This window comes from Sphingomonas naphthae, assembly GCF_028607085.1.
Classification (GTDB): Bacteria; Pseudomonadota; Alphaproteobacteria; order Sphingomonadales; family Sphingomonadaceae; genus Sphingomonas_Q; species Sphingomonas_Q naphthae.
In genome coordinates this window covers 3,440,868-3,464,830 of the sequence record NZ_CP117411.1, presented here as the reverse complement: position 1 = coordinate 3,464,830, position 23,963 = coordinate 3,440,868, and the positions used below count along the sequence as shown (strand labels likewise).

The following is a 23,963-nucleotide window of genomic DNA, read 5'->3' as shown; positions in this document are numbered from 1 at the left end:
TCATGCCTTCAAATGACGTGACCGGTTCGCCGCACCGGGAAGAAAAAATTAACCTTGACTCTTCAGGGGGCAGTATCGGGCTTGTCAAACGACTCAGGCCCATTAGGGAACGGAGTTCGGCAGATGCGAGACGGGCGCGTGGACGACGCGGGCGATCAGGGGCAAGGGACGAATAAGGGTGTCTCGGCGCCCTTCTTCAGTGTCGTCATTCCCTGCTACAATCGCGCGGACCGGATCGCCGATGCCGCGACGTCGGTGCTGGCGCAGACCGAAGGTGATTTTGAACTGATCGTGGTCGATGACGGATCGAAGGACGATCCCGCGGCGCCGCTGGCGGCGCTGGGGGATGCGCGCATCCGCTGCATCCGCCAGGACAATGCCGGCGCGGGGGCGGCGCGCAACACCGGGATCGACGCGGCGCGCGGCCGCTTCATCGCCTTCCTCGATTCTGACGACGCCTTCCTGCCCGAGCATCTCGCCCGCACCCGCGCCGCGATCGAGGCCGATCCGGCGCGTTCGGTGATCTTCTCGCAGGTGATGATCCGCCGTTTCGACGGGGCGACCTTCCTGAAGCCGCCGCGCGGCCCCCGCGCCGGCGAGCCGATGCCCGAATATCTCATGTGCGATCGCGGCGTGCTGCTGCCCTCGGCCACGACGGTGGAGCGCGGGCTGGCGACCAAGACGCGCTTCCCCAACGATCGCGGCATCGACGAGGATCTGGAATTCATGCTCGCGCTCGATCGCAACGGCGGGCGCTTCCACATGATCGCCGAGCCCACCGTCACCTATGACGACGCGGTCGAGGACGCCAACCGCGTCTCTTATTCCAAGACCGAGGCGCAGACGTCGGCCTGGCTCGACGGGCAACGCCCGCTCGTCGGCGAGCGCGCCTTCTTCGGCTATCGCGGCTGGCACCTCGCCAAGATCGTCGCGCGGCGCAATTATGTGCGCGGGCTGGCGATGTATCTCCAGTCGGTGCTGCACGGCGCCTATCGCCCGCGCATGGCCGCCACCGTGCTGTTGCAGGTGGCGCTGCCGCCGAAGCTGTATGTGAACCTCAGCCGCCGGGTGCTGCGCTTCAAGCCGCTGCTCGGTCTGGCCGGCTATCGCCACGGCGCGGCCACATGATCGTCTCGTCGCGCACCGCACCCGCCGGGTGGAACGTCGCTCTGCCGGAGGCGCCCCGCGCCCCGGCGGCGCCGGCGGCGGCGGCGCGCGTCTCGGATCTCGCCTTCGATCCGATCCAGGCGGGCATGATCATCCTGCTCGGGCTGACCGTGCTATTCAACGCGATCCTCGCTTTGGTCAACGCCAAGGGCCTTGCGATCGGCAACGGCGTGGTGGCGGGCATTCAGGCCGGCCTCGTCGGCGGCGCCTTCGCCTTCGGCGTGGCGCGGCGCGGCGATCTGCCGCTGCGCTGGCTGGCGCTGGCGGCGGTGCTGTTCCTCGGCAATCTGCTGCTCTCGATGGCGCGCGGCGAACTGAACCCGAAGTTTCTGGGCGACGTGCTGACGATCCCGGCCTTCATCTGCCTCGGCACCCGGCTCAACCTGCGCGCGGTGATCGGCCTGCTGGTGGTGTTGCAGGTGCTGATGGCGGCGTTCGGCATCTGGGAATTGCTCTATCCCGATGCCTATGCCGAGCTGTTCAATCCGCGCCTCTATTACATCAACAGCCGGGGCTATTCGGCGCAGGAATTCTGGTCGGGCACCGATCTCTACGTCAGCTCGGTGCGGCAGGACGGCCGCCTGCTGCTGAGCTGGACCGATTATCACCGCGGCTCCTCCCTGTTCCTGGAGCCGGTGACGCTGGGCAATTGGACGATCTTCGTGACCGTCTTCATCATCTCCTTCTGGAAGGACATGCGCGTCTGGCAGCGGGTGGTGCTGATCGTCGGCAATATCGCGTGCCTGTGCGTCTGCGACGGCCGCCTCGCCACCGTGACGGACGTCGTGCTGCCGCTCAGCCTGCCGTTCCTGCGGCTGCTGCCGGGCTGGATGAGCCTGTTCGTCCCCTTCGGCTTCGGCGCGATGGCCGCCACGATCGATTTCTTCGGCTACCTCAAGGAACGCGGCGACACGTTCGCGGGCCGTCTGCGCGGCAGCCTCGATCTCTTTTACCAGACCAAGTGGGACGAGGCGCTGGGGCTGCTGCCGCTCGACACGCTGACATGGGACGCGGGCTTCAGCTATCTCATCCAGAGCCAGTCGTTCATCCTGACGCTGATCCTGTGGTTCACCGTCTCGCTGACCAGCATCGGCGAGAATTGGAAGGGCCGCACCTATATCTTCGGATCGGCGATTTTCATCACGCTGTGTCTGTCGATCAGCTACTCGATCCTGTCGATCAAGGTGGTCGGCTTCCTGTGGGCCGGCTACGGCCTGCTCTATGCGCGGGCGCGGATGGCCGGGGCGGAGGCGACGGGCACCGGCTCGCTCGCCCATCTGCCACCGCCGCTGCCGCCCCGGCCGAGGACGACGTGGGAATGACGATCACGCTTATCGATACAAGCCTGTTGTGCCGCGACTCGCGTAAGGGTAGCGATGGAAAGCGCATTTTTGCGGGGGAGCGCGCATCTTGAGCAGGGGCTTCGGGCTCAAAAGTCTTTCACGCTGGCTCGATGGTGGCCGGCCTGAGGGCGATCGTCTTTCCGATTTGCCGACCTATGGCGGGCCGGTCGAGGCGCCGCGCCCGGCGTCGTACGACATGGCGCGGGGGCTTCCCGGCGCGATGCAGCAGGCCGGCATCCCCTTCGCGGCGCCGCAGCCGATCGCGCCGGCGGTGCCCGACGCGGATTATCTGGACCAGCGGCGCGAGGCGCTGACCCAGGCGTTCAATCCCTCCCACCCGGTCGAGCGCCGCCGCGACCTGTGCGGCCGCGACGACAAGCTGGCCGCTCTGTTCGATGCGGTGCTGACCCAGAAGAAGCATGCCATCGTTCATGGCGCGCGCGGATCGGGCAAGACATCGCTGGTGCGCGTGTTCGGCGACTATGCCGACAATCGCAACGCCGTCGTGATCTACATGGCGTGCGAACCGGGCGTCAGCTTCGGCGAGCTGATGCGCCATTACGTCCGCTTCATCCCCGGCACGAGCCTGTCGGTGGAGGACGTCGCGTCGTTCGAGCGCGAGGTGGCGACGCTGAGCGCCGCCAGCCGCCCGCGTGACATGGTCGAGATCCTCAGCCGGATCGCGCATACGCAGGTGATCTTCATCCTCGACGAATTCGATCGGGTCACCGATTCGAACGTGCAGGGCGAAGTCGCGACCTTCATGAAACTGCTGTCGGACGCGCATATCCCGGTGCAGCTGCTGATCGTCGGCATCGCCCGCTCGGTCTCCGATATCATCGAATGCCATCCCTCGCTGCGCCGCCACCTGACGGCGATCGCGATCGGCCGCATCGCCCGCGAGGATGTCGGCCTGCTGGTCGATCAGGGCGCGGCGCGGGCCGGCATCCAGTTCGACGCGCAGGGCCGCGACATCGTCGTGCGCACCTCGTGCGGCTCGCCCTATCACGCCCGGCTGTTCGCCTATCAGGCGGGGCTGGAGGCGCTGCGGCGCGGCACGACGCTGGTCGATGGCGCGGCGGCGCTCGGCGGCCTCGCCAGCGCGACCGAGCAATGGGCGCGCCTCAACGAAAGCGACAGCGCCCTGTTCGAGCGTCTCGCGGCGACCGCGCCGGCGATGCGCGCGCGGCTGGCCGATATCGCCCGTGTCGCGGCGATCGGCGACGGCTTCACCCGCGCCTCGATCCCGGACGAGCGGGATACCAACGTGCATCTGGAAGGCGCGCTGGAAGGCGCCTTGGTGTCCGATGTGCGTGATATCAGCCGCAAGATCTTCCGCGACAGTCTCGCGCCGCAATTCCTGCTGGCGACGATCGAGCTGGCCAATGCCGAGGATGCCCGTCCCCGGATGCAGGCCGCGCCGCCGCCCCAGCCGCAATGGCAGCCGCAGCCCCCGGCCGCGCCCGCCTATGCGCCGCAGCCGGCGCCCAGCTATCAGCCGGCCCCGCCGCCGCAGCCGGCCTATCAGGCGCCGCCGGCGCCAGTGACCCCGCCGTCCTACGGCCGCCAGGCGCAGGAATGGGCCGCCGAGCCCGCGCCCGCCCCTTATTACGCGCCGCCCCCGCCACCGCCCGCCCCGGCCCCGGCGCCGCAGCAGGCGACGCCGCATTACGTGCCGCCGCGCCCGACGGTGCCGCCGGTGTGGAACGCGCCGCCGCCGGCCTATGCGCCGCCGCCCGCCGGCCAGGCCCCGGTGCCGCCCGCGCCCTATCAGCCGGCCTCCGCGCCGTCGCAGCCGGCCGCGCCCGGCTGGTTGCAGCAGGCCTATTCGACACCGGCGCAGCCCGCGCCGCGGCCCTCCACGCCCGATCGTTGGGCGGGGCCATCGGGCACCTGGTCCGAGGGAAGCGAATAATGGTCCTGTCCGATCTCATCGCCGCGCTTCAGGCGCGCTGGAAGCAGCAGCTGGCGGTCCTGCTGCTGGTGCTGGGCCTCGTCGCCCTGTGGACGGCGGTGTCGACCAAGCAATATACCGGCATCGCCACCCTGCTGTTCGACGATCAGGCGACCGACCCGACCGACGCGCTGGCCAACACCGGCCGCCCGTTCGACATGGCGCAGATGATCAACACCCAGGCCGACATCATCAAGAGCGACGGCGTCGCCCGCATGGTGATCGAGACCGAGCGGCTCGACACGCAGGCCGAGACGCTCTTCGGCCGCCAGCCGGCCAACACCGATCGCATGTCGTGGATGGTCGCGGCGCTACTCAAGAACCTCACGGTCGAGCCCGGCCGATCGAGCAACACGCTGGCGATCAATTATGAATCGCCCGATCCGGTGATGGCGGCCCGCATCGCCAACGCCTTCGCCACCGCCTATTCGGGCGCGCAGCTGGCGCTCCGCGTCGATCCGGCCAAGACCTATACCAAATGGTTCGAGGAGCGGACCCGCGACGTGCGCGACAAGCTGGAGCAGGCGCAGACCGCGCTTGGCGCCTTCCAGCAGGCGCATGGCTTCACCGACGAGGGCACGATGGCGGGAGACAGCAGCCGCCTGTCCGAACTGTCGGCGCAGCTGGCGCAGGCCGAAGCCAATTCGGCCGACGTCCGCTCGCGCGCCGGCACGCAGGCCGCCTTCTCGACCGATGTGCAGCAGACGCAGGTGATCCAGCAGCTGCGCGCCGCCGTTTCGGGCCAGACCGCCAAGATCGCCGACATGGCGACCACCCTGGGCCCGCGCCACCCGCAATATGTTGCCGCCGAATCCGAACTGGCCGCGCTGCGGGCGCGTCTGGGCGAGGAGACGCGGCAGGCGCAGGCCTCGCTCAACGTCGAGCGCACCGCCGCCGATCGCCGCCGTGCCGAATTGCAGGGCCTGGTCGACGCGCAGCGCGGCCGGATGGTGCAGCAGGCGACCGCGCGCAACCAGATGCTGGTGCTTCAGCGCGACGTGGAAAGCGCCCGCACCGCCTATGACAATGTCACCCAGCGGCTGAGCGCCATGCGCCTCCAGGCCGAGCTGCCGCGCACCAACGTGCGCCAGCTCGATCGCGCGCCGGTGCCGCTGGTGCCGACCAGCCCGAACGTCAGGCTGCGCCTGCTGCTCGGCTTCGTGTTCGGCCTGATCGTGGCGGTGGCGCTGGCCGGCTGGCTGGAATGGATGCGGCCGCGGACGCGCAGCGCCGACGGTATTCGCGATGCGACAGGGGCGACGATGGTGGAGGCCGTGGATTTCCGCGATAGTTCGATCATGCCAATGCTGAGGCGCGCGGCATGAGGATCCGGTCGCGCGACGGGCGCATCCTCCACGCGGTGCAATCGGGCGATGTGCCCAGCGGTGCCGCCCCGATCGAAACCCAGCGCCGCCCGATCGGCCTGATCCTGCTCGAAATGGGCGCGATCAGCCCCGAGGGCTATGCCCGCGTGATGGCCGAACAGCAGCGCTCCGGCGGCCTGTTCGGCGATGTCGCGACGCGGCTCGGCGTGGTCAGCCCCGATACGATCCGCCACGCGGTCGAGCGGCAGCAGAATTTCCACGTCCTGCGCCCCGGCGACACCAGCGTCGAGCCGCTGGTCGTGGCCGCGTTCGATCCGAACGATCCGCTCTCCAGAACGGTGCGCGAGCTGCGCGGCGCGGTGACGGCCGCGCGCCGCGCCGACGGCCGCTCGGTGCGCAGCGTCGCGCTGCTGGGCATCGGTACGGAGGTGGAGACCACGCTCCTCACCGCCAATCTCGCCGTTGCCTTCGCGCAGGCGGGCTATCGCACCCTGCTGGTCGATACCAACCTTGCCACGCCGGTCCACAACCGCCTGTTCCACCTGCCCAACCGGGTCGGCGTCAGCGGGCTGCTCTCGACCGAGGGGGACGAGCGCGGCGCGATCCAGGGCAGCCCGATCGCCAACCTTTCGGTACTGGCGACCGGCCCCGACGTGCCGAACGCCACCGAATTGTTCGATCGCGGCCGCCTCTTCCAGAAGCTCCGCCCGCTCCACGACAGTTTCGACATGATCGTGACCGACGCGAGCGCGGGCGACGAACCGGCGATCGCGGCGTGCGAGGGCGTCGACGCGGTGCTGCTGACGATGAAGAAGCATCGCTCGTCGCTAACGGCGGTGCGGAGCGTGTCGGCCTGGCTGAAGTCGCGTGGGACGCTGGTGCTGGGCTCGATCCTGACGAAGTAAGGCCTGCTCGAGCCCGGTTTGACAAAGCCAATGGCCGGTAGATCACTATCGCTCGAGAGCGATGGTGCCCGCTACATTGAAGCGGGAGCTATCGACTTTCTGCCGGAGTTGGACGCCATCGCCACGGCGCTGTCTCGGGGCGTGCCCGGCAGCCGCCTCCATGGTGTGCCGGCGCTTGCCGCATTGCTCATGCCGGATGGTCCGATCGCGACCGTGGCGGCCCGGGCGATCGGCTCGGAAGCACAGGCGGTTCGGGCGGTACCATTCGATAAGACGCCAAGCAGGAATTGGTCGCTCGCCTGGCATCAGGACCGCACGATCGTCGTCCGCCAGCGCATCGATGTCGATGGGTTTGGGCCCTGGACAGTGAAGCAGGGTCTTGTCCACGTGTCGCCGCCGTTCGCACTGTTGCAGCGCATGGTGACCGTTCGCGTCCATCTGGATGACGTTCCATCGGGCAACGCGCCGCTGCTCATTGCGCCCGGCTCTCATCGGGAAGGGCGGATCGCCGAAGACAAGGTCGAAGCGACGGTGCGGCGCCTCGGCCAATATATGTGCCTCGCTCATGCCGGCGACATATGGCTATACGCAACGCCGATCCTCCATGCGTCGTCGGCATCGGCCCGGCCCCTGCGCCGCCGGGTTCTTCAGATCGACTTCTCGGCCGATCCACTTCCCGGTGGACTGGCTTGGCTCGGCGTCTGACAGGATCAGCCTAACGCAAGTTTCCGCCGAGCAATCCGGCTCGTCGCAAAATTCAGTCCCTCCCCGATCAAAGCGCGACCCGGCGCGGTCAGCGCCGCGCCGGTCGGCAAGGCGATGCCGCCGCACAGCGCGAAGAGGATCAGGCGCAGCGGGGCGGGCCAGCCTTCGCTGACGTTCGCGGCCAGCGCCAGGGTGGTGAAGCACAGCGCCGAGACGACCATGCCCGGAAACAGGATGCGCCCCAGATCGCCCGCCGTCAGCGCAACATAGCGGCGGCACGCCACAAGCCCCGCGAGCAGCCCGACGAAGCTGCCGGCGCAAATGCCGATCGCCACGCCGCGCACGTCGACCAGCGCGCCCAGCGACGCGCCCGCCGCGATGCAGCCGAGATTGATCGCCGAGAACAGGATCGACCGGCGCAGCGCCGCCTGTGCCTGGAGGATACAGGTCACGAAGGCCGCCAGCGCGCCCAGCCACGGCAGCACCGCGAGGATGCGCAGCAGATCGCCCGAGGAGGCCCAGGTCTCGCCGAAGATGATCGGCACCAGAGCGGGCGCGGCCCCCGCCACCGCCGCCACCACGCCGCTGATGCCGATCGTGCTGAGCGTGAGGTAGCGCACCAGCACGTCGGTGAAGGCGCGGATATCGTCGTGCACGGCGGCGAGATGGGCGTAGGCCGCCTCCCACACGACGTTGATGAGCATTTCCGACATCACCTGCTGGATGCGCGCGGCGACCGCGTAGAAGCCGAGCGCGGCGACGCCCAGTACCGGCGCCACGACGAAGGCATCGACGCGTGAGGCCAGCGCCGTCAGGATCCACGTTGCCAGCGCCATCAGGCCGAACGGCACCGCCTTGGCGATCACCGCGCGATCGACGTGGAAGCCGGGGCGCCAGCGCGCGGCGATGAGCGTGGCGATCAGCTTCATCAGCGGCTCGACGAGCGACTTGATGATGAGCGCCCACACGCCGAAGCCCGCGAAGGCGAGCGCGAGGCCGAGCCCGCCGCCGCAGATGGTGGAGATCATCGACCGGTGCGCCAGCGCGCGGAACGCATGTTGCCGGCGCAGGATCGCGGTCGGCACGCGCTCCATCGCGCCCAGCGGAATGACGATCGCCAGCACGGCGATGATCTGCGTGCCCTCCGCGCCCAGAAAGGCGAAGCCGCCCGCCAGATCGACCAGCAGCAGGCCGAGGCTCATCACGCCGGCCAGCGCCAGTTGCAGCCAGAAGATCGTGCTTTCGGCGCGCGGATCGCGCTCGGGCAGGCGCAGCAGCCATTCGGCAAAACTGCCGTCCGCCACCATCTGGACGATGGCGATCAGCGCCAGCACATAAGCGGCGAGGCCTAGTTCGGCCGGCGGCAGCAGGCGCGAGAGGACGATGAACAGGAGGAGCGAGGTGATCCGCTCCCCCCATGTGCGGATCGCCGTCCAGAAGAGGGCGGAGACGACGCCGCCGGGCTGGCCGCTCATCTCAGCGGGCCGATTCGGGGGCGGGGGCTGCGGTGTCGGGCCTGCCGCCGATGTAGCGGCGCAGCACCGCCATCTGCGGGCGATCACCGGTCTTGTCGTCGGGCTGGATGTTGTTCCAGGCGTCGCCCCACCAGGGGCCGGCGGCCCACCAGGTCCAGCCCATCCATACGTCGCCGTTGGTGTTGAGGAAGCCCATCAGCCCATCGAGGCTGTCGAGGCATTGCGCCGAACTGCCGGTGGCGAATTCGCCGAGGAAGCCGCGATAGTGATTTTCGCGCAGCCAGTCGGTCGCGTCGCGCATCCGGTCGATCGCGACGCGGCGATCGACGCAATCGGCGCCGTGGCCGCCCGAATCGCCATCGAGATATTGGTGCATCTCGATCGCGAAATTGCCGCCCGGATCGCGGAAGCCCTTCATCGCCTCCGCATTGGAGCCGGCACCGCCCTGCATCCAGCTGTGCGCGCCGGTCCACGACACGCCGGGCACGAGGATCAAATTGCGCGCGCCGGTGCCGCGGATCGCCGCCACGGTGCTGTCGGCCAGCTGGCGCCATTCGCGCGCGTCCATGTCGACCGGCTCGTTCATCAGGCCGAAGGCGATGTTGGGCCGATCCTTGTAGCGCAGCGCCAGCCGGCGCCACAGATCGGCGAGCATATCGGCCGATTTGGCGTCGGCGCGCAGCGGCTCCTTGTGGAAGGCGCCGAAATTATGGATGTCGAGGATGACGAGGGGGACGTCGCTCAAGCCGTCCAGCGTCTCGTCGAGCCGCTTGCTCTCGATCGGCGACAGCATCGCCTGCGGCCAGGGCTGGATCCGCTCCCAGCGCAGCGGCAGGCGGACGACGTTCATCCCCGCCGCCACGAAGGGCGCCGCGATCTTGGCGTCCGGGTAAATGTAATTCTTGCCGTACTCCGCATTGTCGTCGTCGGGCGCGAACTCGCCGCCGGCCAGATTCACGCCCCAATAGACGGGCGCGCCATGCGGCACGGCCACCTTGTCCTTGGAGAAGGCCTGCCACGCGCCGGCACCCCCGGCGGCGAGCGCCAGCGCGAGGCCGAGCGCCGCCCAGCGCGCGCGTCTGCGACGCGGGGCGGGCGGGGGCACGAAGGGCGCGGCGGCCGGGCGGCGGCGCTCGATCATCGGGAAATGCGGATCATGGTACATGCATCGTAGAATGACGCGAAATGCTTGTGAAAGAGTAATCGCCGGGAAAGTATTGCCCTGCTAATCGGGGCCTGCGTTTGGGGGCGGGATTTTCGATATGCGGATCAAGGCTTTGATGATGACGGCGCTGCTGCCGGCGATGGCGGCGGGGCTTTCGGGCTGCGTGGTCGGCGCGGTGGCCAGCACGGCGGTGGGCGTGGCGACCCTGCCGGTGCGCGCGGCGGGCTATACCGCCGACAAATTGACGACCAGCCAGTCCGAGGCCGACCGCAATTACGGCCGCAAGATGCGCAAGGAGGACGAGCGCCGCGCACGCGAAGAGCGCAAGCGCCGCAAGCACCAGCGGGATTGATCGTTTCGGTTGCGGCGCGCCACTTGTTTCCGCCACATTTCTGGTCGAAGCGGTCCCCGAAAGGGGAAAGCCTGCATGTCGCTGGTCGATCGGTTCCTGGGCAAATTGGTCAAGCGGGGTGAGTTGACCCTGGTCTTCGCCGATGGCACGCGCCGCACGGTCGGCAATCCCGATCCGCAGCTGAAGCCCGTCACCGTCCGCTTCACCGACCGGCGCATCCCCGCGATCATCGCCGCCAACCCGATGATGGGGGCGGCCGAGGGTTTCATGGACGGGCGGATGCTCGTCGAGCAGGGCGACATTCGCGACCTGATCGATCTGGTGCGCGCCAACGGCCGACATGAGGACGAGGTGATCGCCCGCAACCTGACCGCCGGGATCGGCGGGCGGGTGAAGAATGCGCTGCTGTGGGCCGCCAACCGGGTCAACGACGCGCGCAAGTCGCGCCAGAACGTCGCCCACCATTATGATATCGGCAACCGGCTCTACGATCTCTTCCTCGATCGCGACCGCCAATATAGCTGTGCTTACTACCGCGAGCCCGATGCCTCGCTGGAACAGGCGCAGGCCGACAAGAAGGCGCATATCGCCGCCAAGCTCGATCTGCGCCCCGGCCAGCGGGTGCTGGATATCGGCTGCGGCTGGGGCGGGATGGCGCTCTACCTGCACGAAAAGGCCGGCGTCGACGTCCTCGGCATCACGCTCTCTGAAGAACAGCTCAAGCTCGCCCGCGAGCGCGCGGAGGCGGCGGGCGTGTCGGATCATGTGAGGTTCGAGCTGATCGACTATCGCGACGTGCAGGGGCCGTTCGACCGGATCGTCTCCGTCGGCATGTTCGAGCATGTCGGCCCGGCGATGTACCAGACCTTTTACGACACCTGCTACAAGCTGCTCGCGCCGGAGGGCGTGATGCTGCTCCACACCATCGGCCAGCTCGGTGAGCCGACGCCGACCGACCCCTTCACGCTGAAATATATTTTCCCCGGCGGCTATAATCCGGCGCTGTCGCAGATGATGACCGCCAGCGAGACATCGCGGCTGATCGTGTCCGACGTGGAGATCCTGCGGCTGCACTACGCCTATACGATCGACGAATGGTATGATCGCGCGGTGGCCGCGAGGGACCAGATCGTCGCGCTGTACGACGAGCGTTTCTATCGGATGTGGACCTATTATCTGGCCGGCGCGCGCTCGGCCTTCGTTCACGGCAACGTCTGCAATTATCAGGTGCAATATATCAAGCGGCGCGAGGCGCTGCCGATCACGCGCGACTATATGGCCGAGGCCGAAGCGCGCTATTCACGCTGATCTGAGCCCGAACCGCGCCACGATCCACCGGTACATCTCGGGCGATTTCGCCGCGACGTTCGCCCGCACGAACGGCGGCCGCGCCGCCCGGCCGTGCAGCACCACGCTCGCCATCATCGCGAAAAATTCGATCGGGTTCTTGAGCATATAGGCCTCGGCCGGATAGCGGCCGGACGCCTTCGCTTCCTCGTAGAACCGCTTCACCTCGGCATTGGCGAAGCCGTCGGGCAGTTGCAGCAGGTGATAGCGGTGGAGCAGTTCGTGCAGCAGCACCGGATTGTCCGCCGGCACCGCGCGCCGCTCGAAGAAGATGCCGCGCGGGCCGGCGCGGGTCGCGCTGGCGGGTTCGAGATCGACGGTGATCGGCTGGGCGGCGAAGAAGGCGGCGACGGCGGGGTCGATCGGCAGCGCCTTCACCAGCGCGATCTGCGCGGCGAGCGAGGCGACCACCTGGGGGTCTGCGGCCCGCCCTGCCAGTCGATCGCGAAACCCGCCGGTGGCGCTTCGGCCTTGGCCATCGCGGGCCACAGCATCGCCACGCCCAGCATCGCCATCACGCCCCGCCGGCCGGTCTCCACCTCAATGCTCGCGCTTCAGCGGCCGGCCGAGCATCCCCTCGATCACGGCGCGCACGTCGGCGCGGCCGGCGAGCAGGGCATCGACCGCCTCGGCGATCGGCATATCCACGCCGGCCTCGCGCGCCGCCTCGATCAGGACGGGCGCGGTGAAGGCGCCTTCGGCCACGGTGCGGCGATCGGCCATCAGATCGGCCGCCGCCCGGCCCTGCCCCAGCCCCTTGCCGAGCGAGAAATTGCGCGAGGAGGTCGAGGAGCAGGTCAGCACGAGATCGCCCAAGCCCGACAGGCCGGCGAGCGTCTCCGCCCGCGCGCCGCGCGCCAGGCCGAAGCGCGTCATTTCGGCAAAGCCGCGCGAGATGAGCGAGGCGCGCGCGTTCTGGCCGAGCCCCGCCCCCTCGACGACGCCGCAGGCGATGGCCAGCACGTTCTTCACCGCCCCGCCGATCTCCGCCCCGATCACGTCGGTCGAGGCATAGGGCCGGAAGGACGGGCGGGCGAGGCGGCGGGCGAGCGACTGGCCCAGCGCCTCGTCCTCGCAGGCGAGGGTGATCGCGGTGGGAAGCCCGGCGGCCACCTCATGCGCGAAGGTCGGGCCGGAGAGGACGGCGATCGGCGCGTGCGGGCAGGTGTCGCGCGCGGTTTCGGACATCAGCTTGCGCGTGCCCGCCTCGATCCCCTTGGCGCACAGGATCAGGGGCGTATCGTGGCGCGGCAGTTGCGCGCAGATGCCGCGCAGATGCTGCGCCGGCGTGACCACCAGGATGGCGTCGCACTCGCCGAGCGCGCCGATCTCGGTCGTCGCGCGGATTTCGGGCGAGAGCGCGACATCGGGCAGGAACAAGGGGTTGCGCTGTGTGGCGTTGATCGCATCGACCACTTCGGGCTCGCGCGCCCACAGCCGCACGCGATCCCCGCCCGCCGCCGCGACCTGCGCCAGCGCCGTGCCCCACGCCCCGCCGCCGATGACACCGATCTTCATGCCGCTATCGTCCCATAAACAGGCGTCGCCCCGGCGCAGGCCGGGGTCTCGGGAGGCTGCCACGACCGTCGCCCCAAGCCTGCCGAGACCCCGGCCTGCGCCGGGGTGACGAACCAAGACACATTCATGCCTTCACGCCCGCGCCGCGCGCCGCCTCCGCGTTCGGATCGAGCGGCCAGCGGGGGCGGGCGGCCACGTCGAGCGGATCGGTCAGCCCGGCGGCGAACCGCTCCGCCCCCGCCCAGGCGATCATCGCAGCATTATCGGTGCAAAGCCACAGCGGCGGCGCGACGAACGGCAGGTCATGCTGCGCGGCAAGTGCCTGCAAAGTCTCACGAACATTGTTGTTCGCGGCAACCCCGCCGGCGACCACCAGAGCGGTTGCGCCATCGACCTTTTTCAATGCGCGCCGGGTGCGATCGATCAGGCAATCGACCACCGCCTGCGAAAAGGAAGCCGCGATGTCCTCCACCGAATATTGGCCGGAATCGCGGGCGCGCAGCACCGCCGCTTTCAGCCCCGCGAAGGAGAAATGCGGTTCGGCCGACCCGACCAGCGGGCGCGGCAGCGGCACCGCCCTGGGATCGCCCAGCGCCGCCGCGCGCTCCACCGCCGGGCCGCCGGGGAAGCCCAGCCCCAGCATCTTGGCCGTCTTGTCGAACGCCTCGCCCGCCGCGTCGTCGATCGTGGTAGCGAGGCGCGCATAATCGCCGACGCCTTTCACCAGCAGCAGCTGGCAATGGCCGCCCGACACCAGCAGCAGCAGATAGGGAAAGCGGAGCGTCGGGTCGGCGAGGCGCGGCGACAGCGCATGGCCCTCCAGATGATTGACCGCCACCAGCGGCTTGCCCGCGCCCAGCGCCAGCGCCTTGCCCGTCACCAGCCCCACCATCACGCCGCCGATCAGCCCCGGCCCGGCGGTGGCGGCGATCGCGTCGACATCGGCGAGCGTCTTGCCCGCATCGGCCAGCGCCGCCTCGATCAGTGGCCCCAGCGCCTCGACATGGGCGCGCGCCGCGATCTCGGGCACGACACCGCCATAGGGGCGGTGCGCCGCCTCCTGCCCGGCCAGCCGGTGCGCGAGGATGGCGCCATCGGAGGTCACCAATGCCGCCGCGGTTTCGTCGCAGCTCGATTCCAGGCCGAGGATCAGGCTCATCGCCGCTTCCCTGCCACGCCCCCGGCGATTATGCCACCGCCGCCATGACGATGCCTTCCCGCCCCCTCCGCCTCGGCACACGCGGTTCGCCGCTCGCCCTCACCCAGGCCGGGATGGTCGCCGATGCCCTGCGCGCCGCCCATGGATGGGAGCCGCGCGCGATCCGCATCGTGCCGATCCGCACCTCGGGCGATCGCATCCAGGATCGCGCGCTGGCCGAAGTCGGCGGCAAGGCGCTGTGGACCAAGGAACTCGATCGCGCGCTGATGGAGCGGGAAATCGATTTCTCGGTCCATTCGATGAAGGATGTCGAAACCTTCCGCCCGGCCGAGATCGTGCTGGCCGCGATGCTGCCGCGCGCCGACGTGCGCGATCGGCTGATCGGCGCGGACAGCATCGCCGCTTTGCCGCCCGGCGCGCGCATCGGCACCTCCTCGCCGCGCCGATCGGCCCAGATCCTGAAGCTGCGGCCCGACGCGCGGATCGTGCTGTTCCGGGGCAATGTCGATACCCGCCTCAAGCGGATGGCCGATGGCGAGGCCGAGGGCACCCTGCTGGCGGCGGCGGGGCTCGACCGGCTGGGCCGCTTCGATATCGGCGCGGCGGTCTCGATCGAGGAGATGCTGCCCGCCCCGGCGCAGGGCGCGGTCGGCATCGAGGCGCGGGCCGAAGATTCGCAGGTGCGCGACTGGCTGGCCGCGATCGATCACGCGCCGACCAGCGCTTCGGTCCATACCGAGCGTGGCCTGCTGATGGTGCTCAACGGCGACTGCCGATCGCCGGTGGCGGCGCTGGCCGTGGCCGAGGGCGAGGGCCAGCGGCTGCGCGCGATCCTCTACAGCGGCGACGGCACCGAATCGGTTGAGGGCGAGGTACTGATCCGTACCCCCGCCGATCTGCGCGTTTTCGGCCGCGACCTGCTCGATCGGGCGGGGCCGGCGATCCGGGCGCTCTTTTCGGCATGAAACCGCTGCTGGTGCTGCGGCCCGAGCCCGGCGCCGGCCGCACCGCCGAACGGGCGCAAGCGATGGGGCTGGAGGCGATCGTCGCGCCGCTGTTCACCGTCCGCCCGCTGGCGTGGACGCCGCCCGGCCCCGCCGCCTTCGACGCGCTGATGCTGACGAGCGCGCAGGCGCTGCGGCACGGGGGCGACCTTTCGGCCTTCCGCGCGCTGCCGGTTTATGCGGTCGGCGCCGCGACCGGCGACGCGGCCCGCGCGGTGGGCTTCACGCAGGTCCATGCGGGCGAGTCCGATGCGGCCGCTCTGCTCGACCGCGCCGTTGCCGATGGGCGGGGCGCCATCCTCCATCTCACCGGCCGCGAGCATCGCGCCGTGATCCACCCCGCCACAACGGTGACCCGCATCGCCGTTTACGCCGCAGACGTCGTAGACACTTTGCCCGATGTCGCCGCCGACGCGCTCGCCCGCGATGCGGTGGCGCTGCTCCACTCCCCCCGCGCCGCGCGCACCCTCGCCGCCCTCTCCGGCTGGCGCGGGCGTATCGCGGCGCTCAGCCCGGCGGTGGCCGAGGCGGCCGGCCCCGGCTGGCACAGCGTCGCCGTCGCGGCGGCACCCACCGACGACGCGCTGCTGGCGGCGGCGGCGCGGCTGTGCGAAGAGGGCGCATAACGATCCCGGAACAGCCTATGGACGCCGCCTTCGATCCCCCGGCCGAGCCCCCGCGCCGCAGCGCCCGGGGCCTCATCATCGTGCTGACCATCCTGCTCGCCTTCGTGGGCGGCATGGCGCTGGCGGGCTATGCGGTGAAGCAGTCGCCAAAGGTGGCCGCCCTCCTCAAGATCGCGCCGGCCGAGACCGCGCAGCCCGTGCCCGTCGCGGCGCTGCCCGCCCCGGCCCCCGTCGCCGCGCCCGATCTGGCGACCCTGGAGGAGCGGGTCGCCGGGATCGAGGATCAGGTCGAGCGGGTAGATCAGCGCACCACCGCCGCCACCGGCAACGCCGATCGCGCGGAGAGCCTGCTCGTCGCCTTCGCCGCGCGCCGCGCGCTCGATCGCGGCATGGCGCTGGGCTATCTGGAGGGGCTGCTGCGCGAGCGGTTCGGCGGGGTCGATCCGCAGGCGGTGGCGGCCGTGATCGCCGCCAGCCACGCGCCCGTCCGCCTCGACGAATTGCAGACCGAACTCGACGCGCTGCGCCCCCGCCTCGCCACCGCCACGTCGGACGCGGGCTGGTGGGACAATTTCAAGCAGTCGCTGGGCAGCCTGATCGTCATCCGATCGGCCGAAACCCCCTCGACGATCCCGGCCGACCGCCTCCAGCGCGCCGCGCGCCAGCTGGAGGGCGGCCAGGTCGACAAGGCCATGGCCGAAATCGCCCGCCTGCCCGGCCGCGCCATCGCCGCCGACTGGATGGCCCGCGCCCGCCGCTACGTCGCCGCCCGTAACGCGCTCGACCGGATCGAGACGGCCGCGCTGCTCAAGCCGCATGTCGAGCTGCCGGTGGGCGGCGCCTGAAACACGCTCGTCGCCCCGGCGCAAGCCGGGGCGACGAGGTGGATTACCCCAGGCGCGGCCCCAGTACCGCCATCAGCGCCTCGCAGCCCGCCGCATCCTCGGCATCGAACCGCCCCCTGGTCGGGCTGTCCAGATCGAGCACCGCGATGACCGATCCATCCGCCCCGCGTATCGGCACGACCAGTTCGGCCGCCGACGCCGCGTCACAGGCGATATGGCCGGGGAAGGCGTGGACGTCCTCCACCAACTGAGTCTCCCCGCTCGCCGCCGCCGCGCCGCACACGCCCTTGCCGAAGGGGATGCGGATGCAGGCGGCCTTGCCCTGGAACGGCCCCAGCACCAGCTCGCCCGCGACGACGCGGTAGAAGCCCGACCAGTTGAGATCGGGCAGCCATTCCCACAGCAAGGCGGCGGCATTGGCCATGTTGGCGATGCCGTCCGGCTCGCCGGCGGTCAGCGCGTCCAGCGCCTGGCCGAGTTCGGCGTAGAGGGCGGGCTTGTCGGTGGCGGCGATCTCGAAAGCGTACATGGTAAATCCTGGGCTGCGACAGGGGAGATGGTCGGCGCGGGCGCCTTTAACAAGCCGTCACCGGAACAGGTCCGGGGTGACGGGCAGGACGTTATCAATCCAGCCGCACCTTGCCCCGGCCCTTCTTCACCTCGCCGCGGATCGATTTCGCCTCCACCCGCCGGGCGCGTGCCGCCTTGCTGGGCTTGGTCTTCACCCGCCGCTCGGGCGCGACATGCGCGGCGGCCACCATTTCCGCCAGCCGGGTGCGCGCGTCCTCGCGATTGGCCTCGCGCGTGCGGAAGCGCCGGGCCGTCACCACGATCGCGCCGTCGGCGGTCATGCGGCTGCCCGCCAGCGCCTTCAGCCGGACATAGACCGCCGGGTGCAGCCCCAGCGCGAACACGTCGAGCCGCAGCTGGCAGGCGGTCGCCACCTTGTTGACGTTCTGGCCGCCGGGGCCGGTAGCGGCGAGGAATTTTTCCTCCAGCGCCGATTCGGGCAGCGGCGGGATTTCAGCCCGCGACATCGCCGAAACCCGCCGAGCGGAACGTGTCGGGGATAGGCGCCTCCGCCTCGATCGCGGCCTTGCCCTCACGCGGCACATGCAGGCGCCAGGCGTGGAGCATCATCGCCAGCCGCCCGTCGCCATAGATCGGATCGCCCACGATCGGCACGCCGATCCCGCTCGCGGCATGGACGCGCAGCTGGTGGGTGCGGCCGGTATCGGGCTCGAACAGGATCAGCGCGCGGCCCTTGGCCTGCCCCAGCATCCGCCAGCGGGTGATGGCGGCCTTGCCCTTCTTCGTGTCCGGCACGATCCGCCAGCCCGATTCGCGGGTGCTGACTTTCGCCAAGGCCAGATCGATCACGCCCTCGCTGTCCTTCGGTACGCCATCCAGCACCGCCAGATAGGCTTTCTTCACCGTCCCCGCCTCGAACGCGGCGCCATAGCGTTTCGCCGCCTTGGGCGTGCGCGCCAGCAGCAGGCAGCCGGACGTGTCGCGATCCAGCCGATGGACCGGAATCGGCCAGCGCTGGAAACCGAACGTCAAGGATTGGAGGTGATTCTCCAGGCTCAGCGTGCCGTCGCGCACGGGGGTGACGGGGAGCCCGGCGGGCTTGTCGATGACCATCGCTTCCGCGTCGATGGTGAGGATGCGGTCTGCGATCATCCCCCGCCCATGTCATGCGGCGGCGGGCCGGGCAATGGCCGCGACGAGCGGCCGGCCGATCCGTTTTGGCCCTAACAAACGGCCTTAACGGCAACTTAACCTTTTGTGGGCAGTATCATCGCATTAAGGATTGGACCCAGGCGGGGGCGACCGCTTTTGGCTTGAAGGGATGTCAGGCGATGCGCGTGCTGTTGATCGAAGACGAAGCCACCATCGCGAAGAGCATCGACCTGATGCTCTCGTCGGAAGGATTCAACGTCTACACGACCGATCTGGGCGAAGAGGGCCTCGATCTGGGCAAGCTGTACGATTACGATCTCATCCTGCTCGACCTCAACCTGCCCGACATGCACGGTTACGACGTGCTGAAGAAGCTGCGCGTCGCCCGCGTGCAGACCCCGGTGATGATCCTGTCCGGCATCGGCGAGATGGACTCCAAGGTCCGCGCGCTGGGCTTCGGCGCCGACGATTATGTCACCAAGCCGTTCCACCGCGACGAACTGGTCGCCCGCATCCACGCGATCGTCCGCCGCTCGAAGGGCCATTCGCAGTCGGTCATCAAGACCGGCAAGCTCTCGGTCAATCTCGACGCCAAGACCGTCGAGGTGGATGGTGCCCGCGTGCACCTGACCGGCAAGGAATATGCGATGCTGGAGCTGCTTTCGCTCCGCAAGGGCACCACGCTCACCAAGGAAATGTTCCTCAACCATTTGTATGGCGGCATGGACGAGCCCGAACTGAAGATCATCGACGTCTTCATCTGCAAGCTGCGCAAGAAGCTGAGCCTGGCCTGCGGCGGCGACAATTATATCGAGACGGTGTGGGGCCGCGGCTATGTGCTGCGCGAGCCCGATGAGGCGACGATCGCGGCGTAAGGCGGATCGTCACCCCAGCGAAAGCTGGGGTCTTTTCGGGCTTGGCGCCCGGCTTCGAAAGACCCCAGCTTGCGCCGGGGTGACGATAAAGCTCACCGCGCCGGCACCACCCGTTTCACCGGCAACCCCGCCTCCTTCCAGCCATCGATCCCGTCCGCGAACCAGCGCACGTCGACATAGCCGGCGCGGTGGAGGCGGAGCGCGGCGTTCCAGCTCATCCAGCAATCGGCGAGGCAGAAGACGACCAGCGGTCGCGCCTTCGACCCGTGGGTGACGCGGGCGACACCCATCACAAACCAAGATTCGATTCCCGCCGCCGGCACGCCGCGCCCCGCTTCGGGAAACCAGTGGGCGCCGGGCAGGCTGTCGTGCGGCATGGCGAGGCGCCAGTGGCCGCTCGCGGGATCGCGGATCGCGCCTTCGGCCGGCGTCACGTCGATCAGCGGCGCGCCCTTGGCGTGGAGCGCGCGTACCTCGTCCACGCCGATTCGCGTCACACCCTCGGGCGGGGCGGGCACGACGGCGCGGTAGCGCGCGGTGCGATAGCCGGTCGCGGCATCGAACAGCGCCGGATCGGCGGGCGCCTGGAGCGCGAGGAGGAGGAAGGCCAGCAGCATCGGTCCAAGGTCCAATATAGCGCAGGCCCCGCCCGCCCTATCCTGCACTTTGGGAGAAGAGCCGATGAACAAGGCCAAGCCGGCGCTGTGGGCGGCGGGGATGATGCTGGCATTGTCGGCGGTTGGGGCCGCTTTGCCTGTTGCAGCCCCGGCGGCGGGCGTGCTGCCGGCCGATCCGCTCAGGTCGCCCAATTGGGCCAGCCTCGCCAAGACTTTCTTCGATGGCGGGCCGGTGCGATTCGATCCCCGCGTGAAGGTGATCTTCCCGCCGATCGCCGAGGACCAGCGGGCCTTTCCGGTGATGATCGACGCGCGCGGCATTCCCCATGTGAAGCGAATCCTGATCCTCGCCGATCTCAACCCGATCCCGATGGCGATCGATTATCATATCGCCGCCGCCGAGCCGGTGATCGCCACCCGCATCAAGCTCGACCAGCGCACGCCGGTGCGCGGCGCGGTGCAGCTGGCCGATGGCAGCTGGCTGGTCGGCGGCAATTGGATCGACGCGGCGGGCGGGGGTTGCTCCGCGCCGCCGGTCAGCCGGGTGAAGGGTGATTGGGCGCAGCATCTGGGCGAAATGCGCGGGCAGGCGTGGCCGGTGGCGGGCGGCGGCGCGCGGGTGCGACTGAATTTCCGTCACCCGATGGACACAGGCTATGTCGCCAATATCGCGACTTATTATATCGAGACGGTGTCGCTGACCGGGCCGGGCGGCAGACTGTACGGCCAGATCGACATGCAGGCCGCCGTCTCCGAAGACCCCTCGCTGACGATCGTGGCCAAGGCCGCGCCGGGCGATGTGGTGACGGTGGCGGGGCGCGACACCAATGGGATCGATTATCGCGCGAGAGTGCCGGTCGCCAAGATGACGCCGATCCCCGCGCGATGAGGCGGGTCGATCGACGGGCGGTGCTGGCCGGGCTGGGCGCGCTGCCGCTGATCGGCGCGGCGCCGGCCCCGACGCATAGCTATACGATCACGCCCGAGCCGATCGGCGACGGCATCTGGATCGTGCGCGGCGCCGATGCGCCGATCGAGGCGGCCAATGGCGGGGCGATCGCCAACATCACGATCATCACAACGCCGAAGGGTACAGTGCTGGTCGATGCCGGCCCGTCGCTGCGCTACGGCACGCAATTGAAGGCGGTGGCCGAGGCGCTCGGCAAGGGGCCTGTGGTGCGGGTCTATGCGACGCATCTTCACCCCGATCACAGTTTCGGGATCGCGGCGTTCGATCCGGGAATCGTCGCCGCCACGGGCGGCACGATCGACGAGATGGGGGTCGAGGGCGCGGGCTTTTCGGATGGGATGTATCGCCTGCTCGGGGACTGGATGCGCGGCACCGAATTGCCCCGCCCCGGCCGCCGCATCGGTGATGGCATGGAGGATTTCGGGGGGCGAATACTGCGCAGCATTTCGCTCGCCGGGCATAGCGGATCGGACCTCGCGATCCTCGACGAACGCACGGGAATACTGATCGCGGGCGATCTGGTGTTCCACGATCGCGCGCCCTCCACGCCACACGCCGATCTCGCGAAATGGCGCGGCGCGCTCGATGCGCTGAAGGCTTTGCCGCATAAATCCGTGGTGCCGGGGCATGGCCCGTTCGACCCGACGCCCGCCACCGCGATCGACCAGACGCGCGACTGGATCGACTGGCTGGAGGGGGCGATGACACAGGCGGTGGCCTCCGGGCTCGACATGGTCGAGGCGGGGGAGATGGATATTCCGGCGCGATTTTCGGGGATCGCGGCGGCGAGGTACGAGGTGCGGCGGTCGGCGTCGCATCTCTATCCGGGGCTGGAGGCGAAATTGCTGCCGCGGGTGGATGAGAAAAATTAGGCCGGTGCTCCTGCGCAGGCAGGAGCCCAGGGTTACGAAGCGCATCGCTTGCCGCCCTGGGCTCCTGCGTGCGCAGGAGCACGGTGTTTGAGGGTCAGGCCATCACCCGGTTCGCCACCAGATCGTCCACCACCGCCGGATCGGCGAGCGTGGAAATATCCCCCAGCGCGCCGATCTCGCCTTCCGCGATCTTGCGCAGGATGCGGCGCATGATCTTGCCCGACCGGGTCTTGGGCAGGCCGGGGGCGAATTGCACCGCGTCGGGCGTGGCGATCGGGCCGATTTCGCGGCGGACCCATTGCACCAGTTCGCGGCGCAACGCCTCGTCGGCCTCGTCGCCGGCGTTGAGGGTGACATAGGCGTAGATGCCCTGCCCCTTCAGTTCGTGCGGCATCCCCACCACTGCCGCCTCGGCGACCTTGGGGTGCAGCACGAGCGCGCTTTCGACCTCGGCGGTGCCCATGCGGTGGCCCGAGACGTTGATGACGTCATCGACCCGGCCGGTGATCCACCAATAGCCGTCGGCGTCGCGCCGCGCCCCGTCGCCGGTGGTGTAATAGCCGGGGAAGGTGGTGAAATAGGTCTGGAAGAAGCGGTCGTGATCGTTCCACACCGTCCGCATCTGGCCGGGCCAGGAGCGGGCGATGACGAGATTGCCGTCGGCCGCCCCCTCCAGCACCGCGCCCTCGCCGTCGAGCAGGCGCGGTTCGACGCCGGGCAGCGGGAAGGTGGCCGAGCCGGGCTTGAGCGGGGTCGCGCCCGGCAGCGGGGCGATCATGCCGGCGCCCGTCTCGGTCTGCCACCACATGTCGATGATCGGGCAGCGGCCCTCGCCGGGCACGGCATGATACCAGCGCCACGCCTCGGGGTTGATCGGCTCGCCGACAGAACCGAGCAGGCGCAGACTCGATCGATCGGTCGAAAGGACGAGATCGTCGCCCTCCTTCATCAGCGATCGCAGCACGGTCGGCGCGGTGAAGAGGGTGGCGACCCTGTGGCGCTCGACCACCTGCCAGATGCGCGCCGCGCTCGGCCAGTTGGGCACGCCCTCGTACATCAGGGTCGTCGCGCCGTTCGCCAGCGGGCCGTAGACGATATAGCTGTGCCCGGTGACCCAGCCCACGTCGGCCGCGCACCAGAATACCTCGCCGGGGCGGTAATCGAAGCAGAGCTGGTGGGTCATCGCCGCCCACAGCAGATAGCCGCCGGAGGAATGGACGACGCCCTTGGGCTTGCCGGTCGAGCCCGACGTATAGAGCAGGAACAGGGGATCCTCGCTGTCCATCGCCTCGGGCGGGCAATCGGGCGAGGCGGCCGCGATCGCCGCGTCGTAGCGCAGGTCGCGGCCGGCCCGCATGGGAACGTCGGCGCCGGTGGCGGGCACGACGATGACGGTCTCGATCGACGGACAATGGGGTAGTGCCGCATCGACATTGGCCTTGAGCGGCACGCGCTTCCCGCCGCGCCGGCCCTCGTCGGCGGTGACGACGATGGTCGAATCGCAATCCTGGATGCGGCCAGCGAGCGCGTCGGGCGAGAAGCCGCCGAACACGATCGAATGGATCGCGCCGATCCGCGCGCAGGCCAGCATCGCCACCGCCGCCTCCGGGATCATCGGCAGATAGAGCGTCACCCGCGATCCGCGATGCGCGCCCGCCGCCTTCAGCACGTTGGCGAAGCGGCAGACCTCCGCGTGCAGCGCGCGATAGCTGATGTGGCGGGGCGCGGCGGTGGGATCATCCGGCTCCCAGATAATCGCGGTCGCGTCGCCCCGTTCGGCCAGATGGCGGTCGAGGCAGTTCGCCGAGACGTTGATCCGGCCATCGGCGAACCAGCGGATCTGGAAATTGCTTTCCGAAAAATCGCTCTCGTCCATGCGGGTGGGGGTCTTCACCCAATCGAGCCGGCCGATCTGGTCGCGCCAGAAGCCGTCGCTGTCGGCGATCGAACGGGCATGATCCGCCGCATAGGTCGCGGCGTCCACCGCCCCCTGGCCCGCCCAGCTTTCCGGCACCGGCACGATCATGTTTTCCCCCATCGCGATCCCTTTCCCGTT

25 protein-coding genes are annotated in these 23,963 nt (G+C 69.4%); 14 read left to right on the top strand and 11 right to left on the bottom strand.

Annotation, left to right across the window (positions count from 1 at the left end):
- Nucleotides 1-123 precede the first annotated feature (123 nt).
- The 6 genes from PQ455_RS16680 (at nt 124) to PQ455_RS16655 (ending at nt 7,399) form a co-directional block, all read left to right on the top strand.
- Nucleotides 124-1,128, top strand: coding sequence for a glycosyltransferase family 2 protein (locus tag PQ455_RS16680; protein WP_273687300.1), 1,005 nt, complete (start codon nt 124-126; stop codon nt 1,126-1,128).
- On the top strand, nt 1,125-2,489 hold the full coding sequence (locus PQ455_RS16675; protein ID WP_273687299.1) for a polysaccharide biosynthesis protein GumE: 1,365 nt from the start codon (nt 1,125-1,127) through the stop codon (nt 2,487-2,489). The genes PQ455_RS16680 and PQ455_RS16675 overlap by 4 nt, the downstream gene beginning before the upstream one ends.
- A gap of 88 nt (nt 2,490-2,577) precedes the next feature.
- The gene (locus PQ455_RS16670) at nt 2,578-4,425 is read left to right on the top strand and encodes an ATP-binding protein (RefSeq protein WP_273687297.1); all 1,848 of its coding nucleotides are present in this window, start codon (nt 2,578-2,580) and stop codon (nt 4,423-4,425) included.
- Nucleotides 4,425-5,789 carry a GNVR domain-containing protein gene (locus tag PQ455_RS16665; RefSeq protein ID WP_273687295.1) on the top strand — a complete coding sequence of 455 codons (1,365 nt, stop codon included), beginning with the start codon at nt 4,425-4,427 and terminating at the stop codon, nt 5,787-5,789. The genes PQ455_RS16670 and PQ455_RS16665 overlap by 1 nt, the downstream gene beginning before the upstream one ends.
- Nucleotides 5,786-6,694: a cyclic di-GMP-binding domain-containing protein, MshE-related gene (locus PQ455_RS16660; protein ID WP_273687293.1), complete on the top strand. Its 909-nt coding sequence runs from the start codon at nt 5,786-5,788 to the stop codon at nt 6,692-6,694. The genes PQ455_RS16665 and PQ455_RS16660 overlap by 4 nt, the downstream gene beginning before the upstream one ends.
- Before the next feature lie 30 nt (nt 6,695-6,724).
- Nucleotides 6,725-7,399, top strand: a complete 675-nt coding sequence (locus tag PQ455_RS16655; protein ID WP_273687292.1) for a phytanoyl-CoA dioxygenase family protein — start codon at nt 6,725-6,727, stop codon at nt 7,397-7,399.
- Between the two features lie 5 nt (nt 7,400-7,404).
- Here the strand turns inward: PQ455_RS16655 and PQ455_RS16650 are convergent, their stop codons facing one another.
- Both PQ455_RS16650 and PQ455_RS16645 read right to left on the bottom strand, forming a co-directional pair.
- Nucleotides 7,405-8,874 carry an oligosaccharide flippase family protein gene (locus tag PQ455_RS16650; RefSeq protein ID WP_273687291.1) on the bottom strand — a complete coding sequence of 490 codons (1,470 nt, stop codon included), beginning with the start codon at nt 8,872-8,874 and terminating at the stop codon, nt 7,405-7,407.
- A 1-nt stretch (nt 8,875) separates the two neighbouring features.
- Nucleotides 8,876-10,039 carry a glycoside hydrolase family 5 protein gene (locus PQ455_RS16645; protein WP_273687290.1) on the bottom strand — a complete coding sequence of 388 codons (1,164 nt, stop codon included), beginning with the start codon at nt 10,037-10,039 and terminating at the stop codon, nt 8,876-8,878.
- Nucleotides 10,040-10,136: 97 nt separating this feature from the next.
- On the opposite strand from PQ455_RS16645, the gene PQ455_RS16640 reads away from it, so the two are divergent.
- Both PQ455_RS16640 and PQ455_RS16635 read left to right on the top strand, forming a co-directional pair.
- Nucleotides 10,137-10,391 (top strand): hypothetical protein, encoded by a 255-nt coding sequence (locus tag PQ455_RS16640; protein WP_273687288.1) that lies wholly within the window; start codon nt 10,137-10,139, stop codon nt 10,389-10,391.
- 75 nt (nt 10,392-10,466) lie between these two features.
- Nucleotides 10,467-11,699: an SAM-dependent methyltransferase gene (locus PQ455_RS16635; protein WP_273687287.1), complete on the top strand. Its 1,233-nt coding sequence runs from the start codon at nt 10,467-10,469 to the stop codon at nt 11,697-11,699.
- Here PQ455_RS16635 and PQ455_RS16630 read toward each other — a convergent pair.
- From PQ455_RS16630 to tsaD, 4 genes are all read right to left on the bottom strand, one after another.
- Entirely contained in the window at nt 11,691-12,149 is a 459-nt protein-coding gene (locus tag PQ455_RS16630; protein WP_273687286.1) for a hypothetical protein, read from the bottom strand. The genes PQ455_RS16635 and PQ455_RS16630 overlap by 9 nt on opposite strands.
- Nucleotides 12,113-12,277, bottom strand: a complete 165-nt coding sequence (locus tag PQ455_RS16625; protein ID WP_273687284.1) for a hypothetical protein — start codon at nt 12,275-12,277, stop codon at nt 12,113-12,115. Before PQ455_RS16625 ends, PQ455_RS16630 begins: the two co-directional genes overlap by 37 nt.
- A gap of 1 nt (nt 12,278) precedes the next feature.
- Nucleotides 12,279-13,256, bottom strand: coding sequence for an NAD(P)H-dependent glycerol-3-phosphate dehydrogenase (locus PQ455_RS16620; RefSeq protein ID WP_273687282.1), 978 nt, complete (start codon nt 13,254-13,256; stop codon nt 12,279-12,281).
- Nucleotides 13,257-13,380: 124 nt separating this feature from the next.
- Nucleotides 13,381-14,415, bottom strand: coding sequence for a tRNA (adenosine(37)-N6)-threonylcarbamoyltransferase complex transferase subunit TsaD (tsaD, locus tag PQ455_RS16615; RefSeq protein ID WP_273687280.1), 1,035 nt, complete (start codon nt 14,413-14,415; stop codon nt 13,381-13,383).
- A gap of 44 nt (nt 14,416-14,459) precedes the next feature.
- Here tsaD and hemC point away from each other — a divergent pair, with 44 nt between their 5' ends.
- The 3 genes from hemC to PQ455_RS16600 are packed head-to-tail and all read left to right on the top strand — an operon-like array spanning nt 14,460 to nt 16,890.
- On the top strand, nt 14,460-15,380 hold the full coding sequence (hemC, locus tag PQ455_RS16610) for a hydroxymethylbilane synthase (protein ID WP_273687278.1): 921 nt from the start codon (nt 14,460-14,462) through the stop codon (nt 15,378-15,380).
- Nucleotides 15,377-16,045 carry a uroporphyrinogen-III synthase gene (locus PQ455_RS16605; protein WP_273687276.1) on the top strand — a complete coding sequence of 223 codons (669 nt, stop codon included), beginning with the start codon at nt 15,377-15,379 and terminating at the stop codon, nt 16,043-16,045. The genes hemC and PQ455_RS16605 overlap by 4 nt, the downstream gene beginning before the upstream one ends.
- A gap of 17 nt (nt 16,046-16,062) precedes the next feature.
- Nucleotides 16,063-16,890: a hypothetical protein gene (locus PQ455_RS16600; RefSeq protein ID WP_273687274.1), complete on the top strand. Its 828-nt coding sequence runs from the start codon at nt 16,063-16,065 to the stop codon at nt 16,888-16,890.
- Nucleotides 16,891-16,933: 43 nt separating this feature from the next.
- Here PQ455_RS16600 and PQ455_RS16595 read toward each other — a convergent pair whose 3' ends face one another.
- The 3 genes from PQ455_RS16595 to PQ455_RS16585 all read right to left on the bottom strand — a co-directional run bounded on the left by PQ455_RS16595 (nt 16,934) and on the right by PQ455_RS16585 (nt 18,573).
- On the bottom strand, nt 16,934-17,419 hold the full coding sequence (locus tag PQ455_RS16595) for a GAF domain-containing protein (protein WP_273687272.1): 486 nt from the start codon (nt 17,417-17,419) through the stop codon (nt 16,934-16,936).
- A 94-nt stretch (nt 17,420-17,513) separates the two neighbouring features.
- On the bottom strand, nt 17,514-17,927 hold the full coding sequence (gene arfB, locus PQ455_RS16590) for an alternative ribosome rescue aminoacyl-tRNA hydrolase ArfB (RefSeq protein WP_273687270.1): 414 nt from the start codon (nt 17,925-17,927) through the stop codon (nt 17,514-17,516).
- The gene (locus PQ455_RS16585) at nt 17,914-18,573 is read right to left on the bottom strand and encodes an RluA family pseudouridine synthase (RefSeq protein ID WP_273687269.1); all 660 of its coding nucleotides are present in this window, start codon (nt 18,571-18,573) and stop codon (nt 17,914-17,916) included. Before PQ455_RS16585 ends, arfB begins: the two co-directional genes overlap by 14 nt.
- Nucleotides 18,574-18,752: 179 nt before the next feature.
- On the opposite strand from PQ455_RS16585, the gene ctrA reads away from it, so the two are divergent.
- Complete coding sequence (ctrA, locus tag PQ455_RS16580) at nt 18,753-19,448, top strand: response regulator transcription factor CtrA (protein WP_273687267.1); 696 nt, start codon at nt 18,753-18,755, stop codon at nt 19,446-19,448.
- 92 nt (nt 19,449-19,540) lie between these two features.
- Here ctrA and PQ455_RS16575 read toward each other — a convergent pair whose 3' ends face one another.
- The gene (locus tag PQ455_RS16575) at nt 19,541-20,065 is read right to left on the bottom strand and encodes a rhodanese-like domain-containing protein (RefSeq protein WP_273687266.1); all 525 of its coding nucleotides are present in this window, start codon (nt 20,063-20,065) and stop codon (nt 19,541-19,543) included.
- Nucleotides 20,066-20,129: 64 nt separating this feature from the next.
- On the opposite strand from PQ455_RS16575, the gene PQ455_RS16570 reads away from it, so the two are divergent.
- Nucleotides 20,130-20,954: a quinoprotein dehydrogenase-associated SoxYZ-like carrier gene (locus PQ455_RS16570; protein ID WP_273687265.1), complete on the top strand. Its 825-nt coding sequence runs from the start codon at nt 20,130-20,132 to the stop codon at nt 20,952-20,954.
- Complete coding sequence (locus PQ455_RS16565; RefSeq protein ID WP_273687264.1) at nt 20,951-21,907, top strand: quinoprotein relay system zinc metallohydrolase 1; 957 nt, start codon at nt 20,951-20,953, stop codon at nt 21,905-21,907. The genes PQ455_RS16570 and PQ455_RS16565 overlap by 4 nt, the downstream gene beginning before the upstream one ends.
- Nucleotides 21,908-22,001: 94 nt before the next feature.
- On the opposite strand, the gene acs is transcribed toward PQ455_RS16565, so the two are convergent.
- On the bottom strand, nt 22,002-23,945 hold the full coding sequence (gene acs / locus PQ455_RS16560; protein WP_273687262.1) for an acetate--CoA ligase: 1,944 nt from the start codon (nt 23,943-23,945) through the stop codon (nt 22,002-22,004).
- Between the last annotated feature and the right edge of the window lie 18 nt (nt 23,946-23,963).

Excerpts from the sequence above, each read along its gene's own strand:
- PQ455_RS16680 (WP_273687300.1), top strand. The coding sequence starts at position 124 with ATGCGAGACGGGCGCGTGGACGACGCGGGCGATCAGGGGCAAGGGACG.
- PQ455_RS16675 (WP_273687299.1), top strand. The coding sequence starts at position 1,125 with ATGATCGTCTCGTCGCGCACCGCACCCGCCGGGTGGAACGTCGCTCTG.
- PQ455_RS16665 (WP_273687295.1), top strand. The coding sequence starts at position 4,425 with ATGGTCCTGTCCGATCTCATCGCCGCGCTTCAGGCGCGCTGGAAGCAG.
- PQ455_RS16660 (WP_273687293.1), top strand. The coding sequence starts at position 5,786 with ATGAGGATCCGGTCGCGCGACGGGCGCATCCTCCACGCGGTGCAATCG.
- PQ455_RS16655 (WP_273687292.1), top strand. The coding sequence starts at position 6,725 with ATGGCCGGTAGATCACTATCGCTCGAGAGCGATGGTGCCCGCTACATT.
- PQ455_RS16650 (WP_273687291.1), bottom strand. The coding sequence starts at position 8,874 with ATGAGCGGCCAGCCCGGCGGCGTCGTCTCCGCCCTCTTCTGGACGGCG.
- PQ455_RS16645 (WP_273687290.1), bottom strand. The coding sequence starts at position 10,039 with ATGTACCATGATCCGCATTTCCCGATGATCGAGCGCCGCCGCCCGGCC.
- PQ455_RS16640 (WP_273687288.1), top strand. The coding sequence starts at position 10,137 with ATGCGGATCAAGGCTTTGATGATGACGGCGCTGCTGCCGGCGATGGCG.
- PQ455_RS16635 (WP_273687287.1), top strand. The coding sequence starts at position 10,467 with ATGTCGCTGGTCGATCGGTTCCTGGGCAAATTGGTCAAGCGGGGTGAG.
- PQ455_RS16620 (WP_273687282.1), bottom strand. The coding sequence starts at position 13,256 with ATGAAGATCGGTGTCATCGGCGGCGGGGCGTGGGGCACGGCGCTGGCG.
- tsaD (WP_273687280.1), bottom strand. The coding sequence starts at position 14,415 with ATGAGCCTGATCCTCGGCCTGGAATCGAGCTGCGACGAAACCGCGGCG.
- hemC (WP_273687278.1), top strand. The coding sequence starts at position 14,460 with ATGACGATGCCTTCCCGCCCCCTCCGCCTCGGCACACGCGGTTCGCCG.
- PQ455_RS16605 (WP_273687276.1), top strand. The coding sequence starts at position 15,377 with ATGAAACCGCTGCTGGTGCTGCGGCCCGAGCCCGGCGCCGGCCGCACC.
- PQ455_RS16600 (WP_273687274.1), top strand. The coding sequence starts at position 16,063 with ATGGACGCCGCCTTCGATCCCCCGGCCGAGCCCCCGCGCCGCAGCGCC.
- PQ455_RS16595 (WP_273687272.1), bottom strand. The coding sequence starts at position 17,419 with ATGTACGCTTTCGAGATCGCCGCCACCGACAAGCCCGCCCTCTACGCC.
- arfB (WP_273687270.1), bottom strand. The coding sequence starts at position 17,927 with ATGTCGCGGGCTGAAATCCCGCCGCTGCCCGAATCGGCGCTGGAGGAA.
- PQ455_RS16585 (WP_273687269.1), bottom strand. The coding sequence starts at position 18,573 with ATGATCGCAGACCGCATCCTCACCATCGACGCGGAAGCGATGGTCATC.
- ctrA (WP_273687267.1), top strand. The coding sequence starts at position 18,753 with ATGCGCGTGCTGTTGATCGAAGACGAAGCCACCATCGCGAAGAGCATC.
- PQ455_RS16575 (WP_273687266.1), bottom strand. The coding sequence starts at position 20,065 with ATGCTGCTGGCCTTCCTCCTCCTCGCGCTCCAGGCGCCCGCCGATCCG.
- PQ455_RS16570 (WP_273687265.1), top strand. The coding sequence starts at position 20,130 with ATGAACAAGGCCAAGCCGGCGCTGTGGGCGGCGGGGATGATGCTGGCA.
- PQ455_RS16565 (WP_273687264.1), top strand. The coding sequence starts at position 20,951 with ATGAGGCGGGTCGATCGACGGGCGGTGCTGGCCGGGCTGGGCGCGCTG.
- acs (WP_273687262.1), bottom strand. The coding sequence starts at position 23,945 with ATGGGGGAAAACATGATCGTGCCGGTGCCGGAAAGCTGGGCGGGCCAG.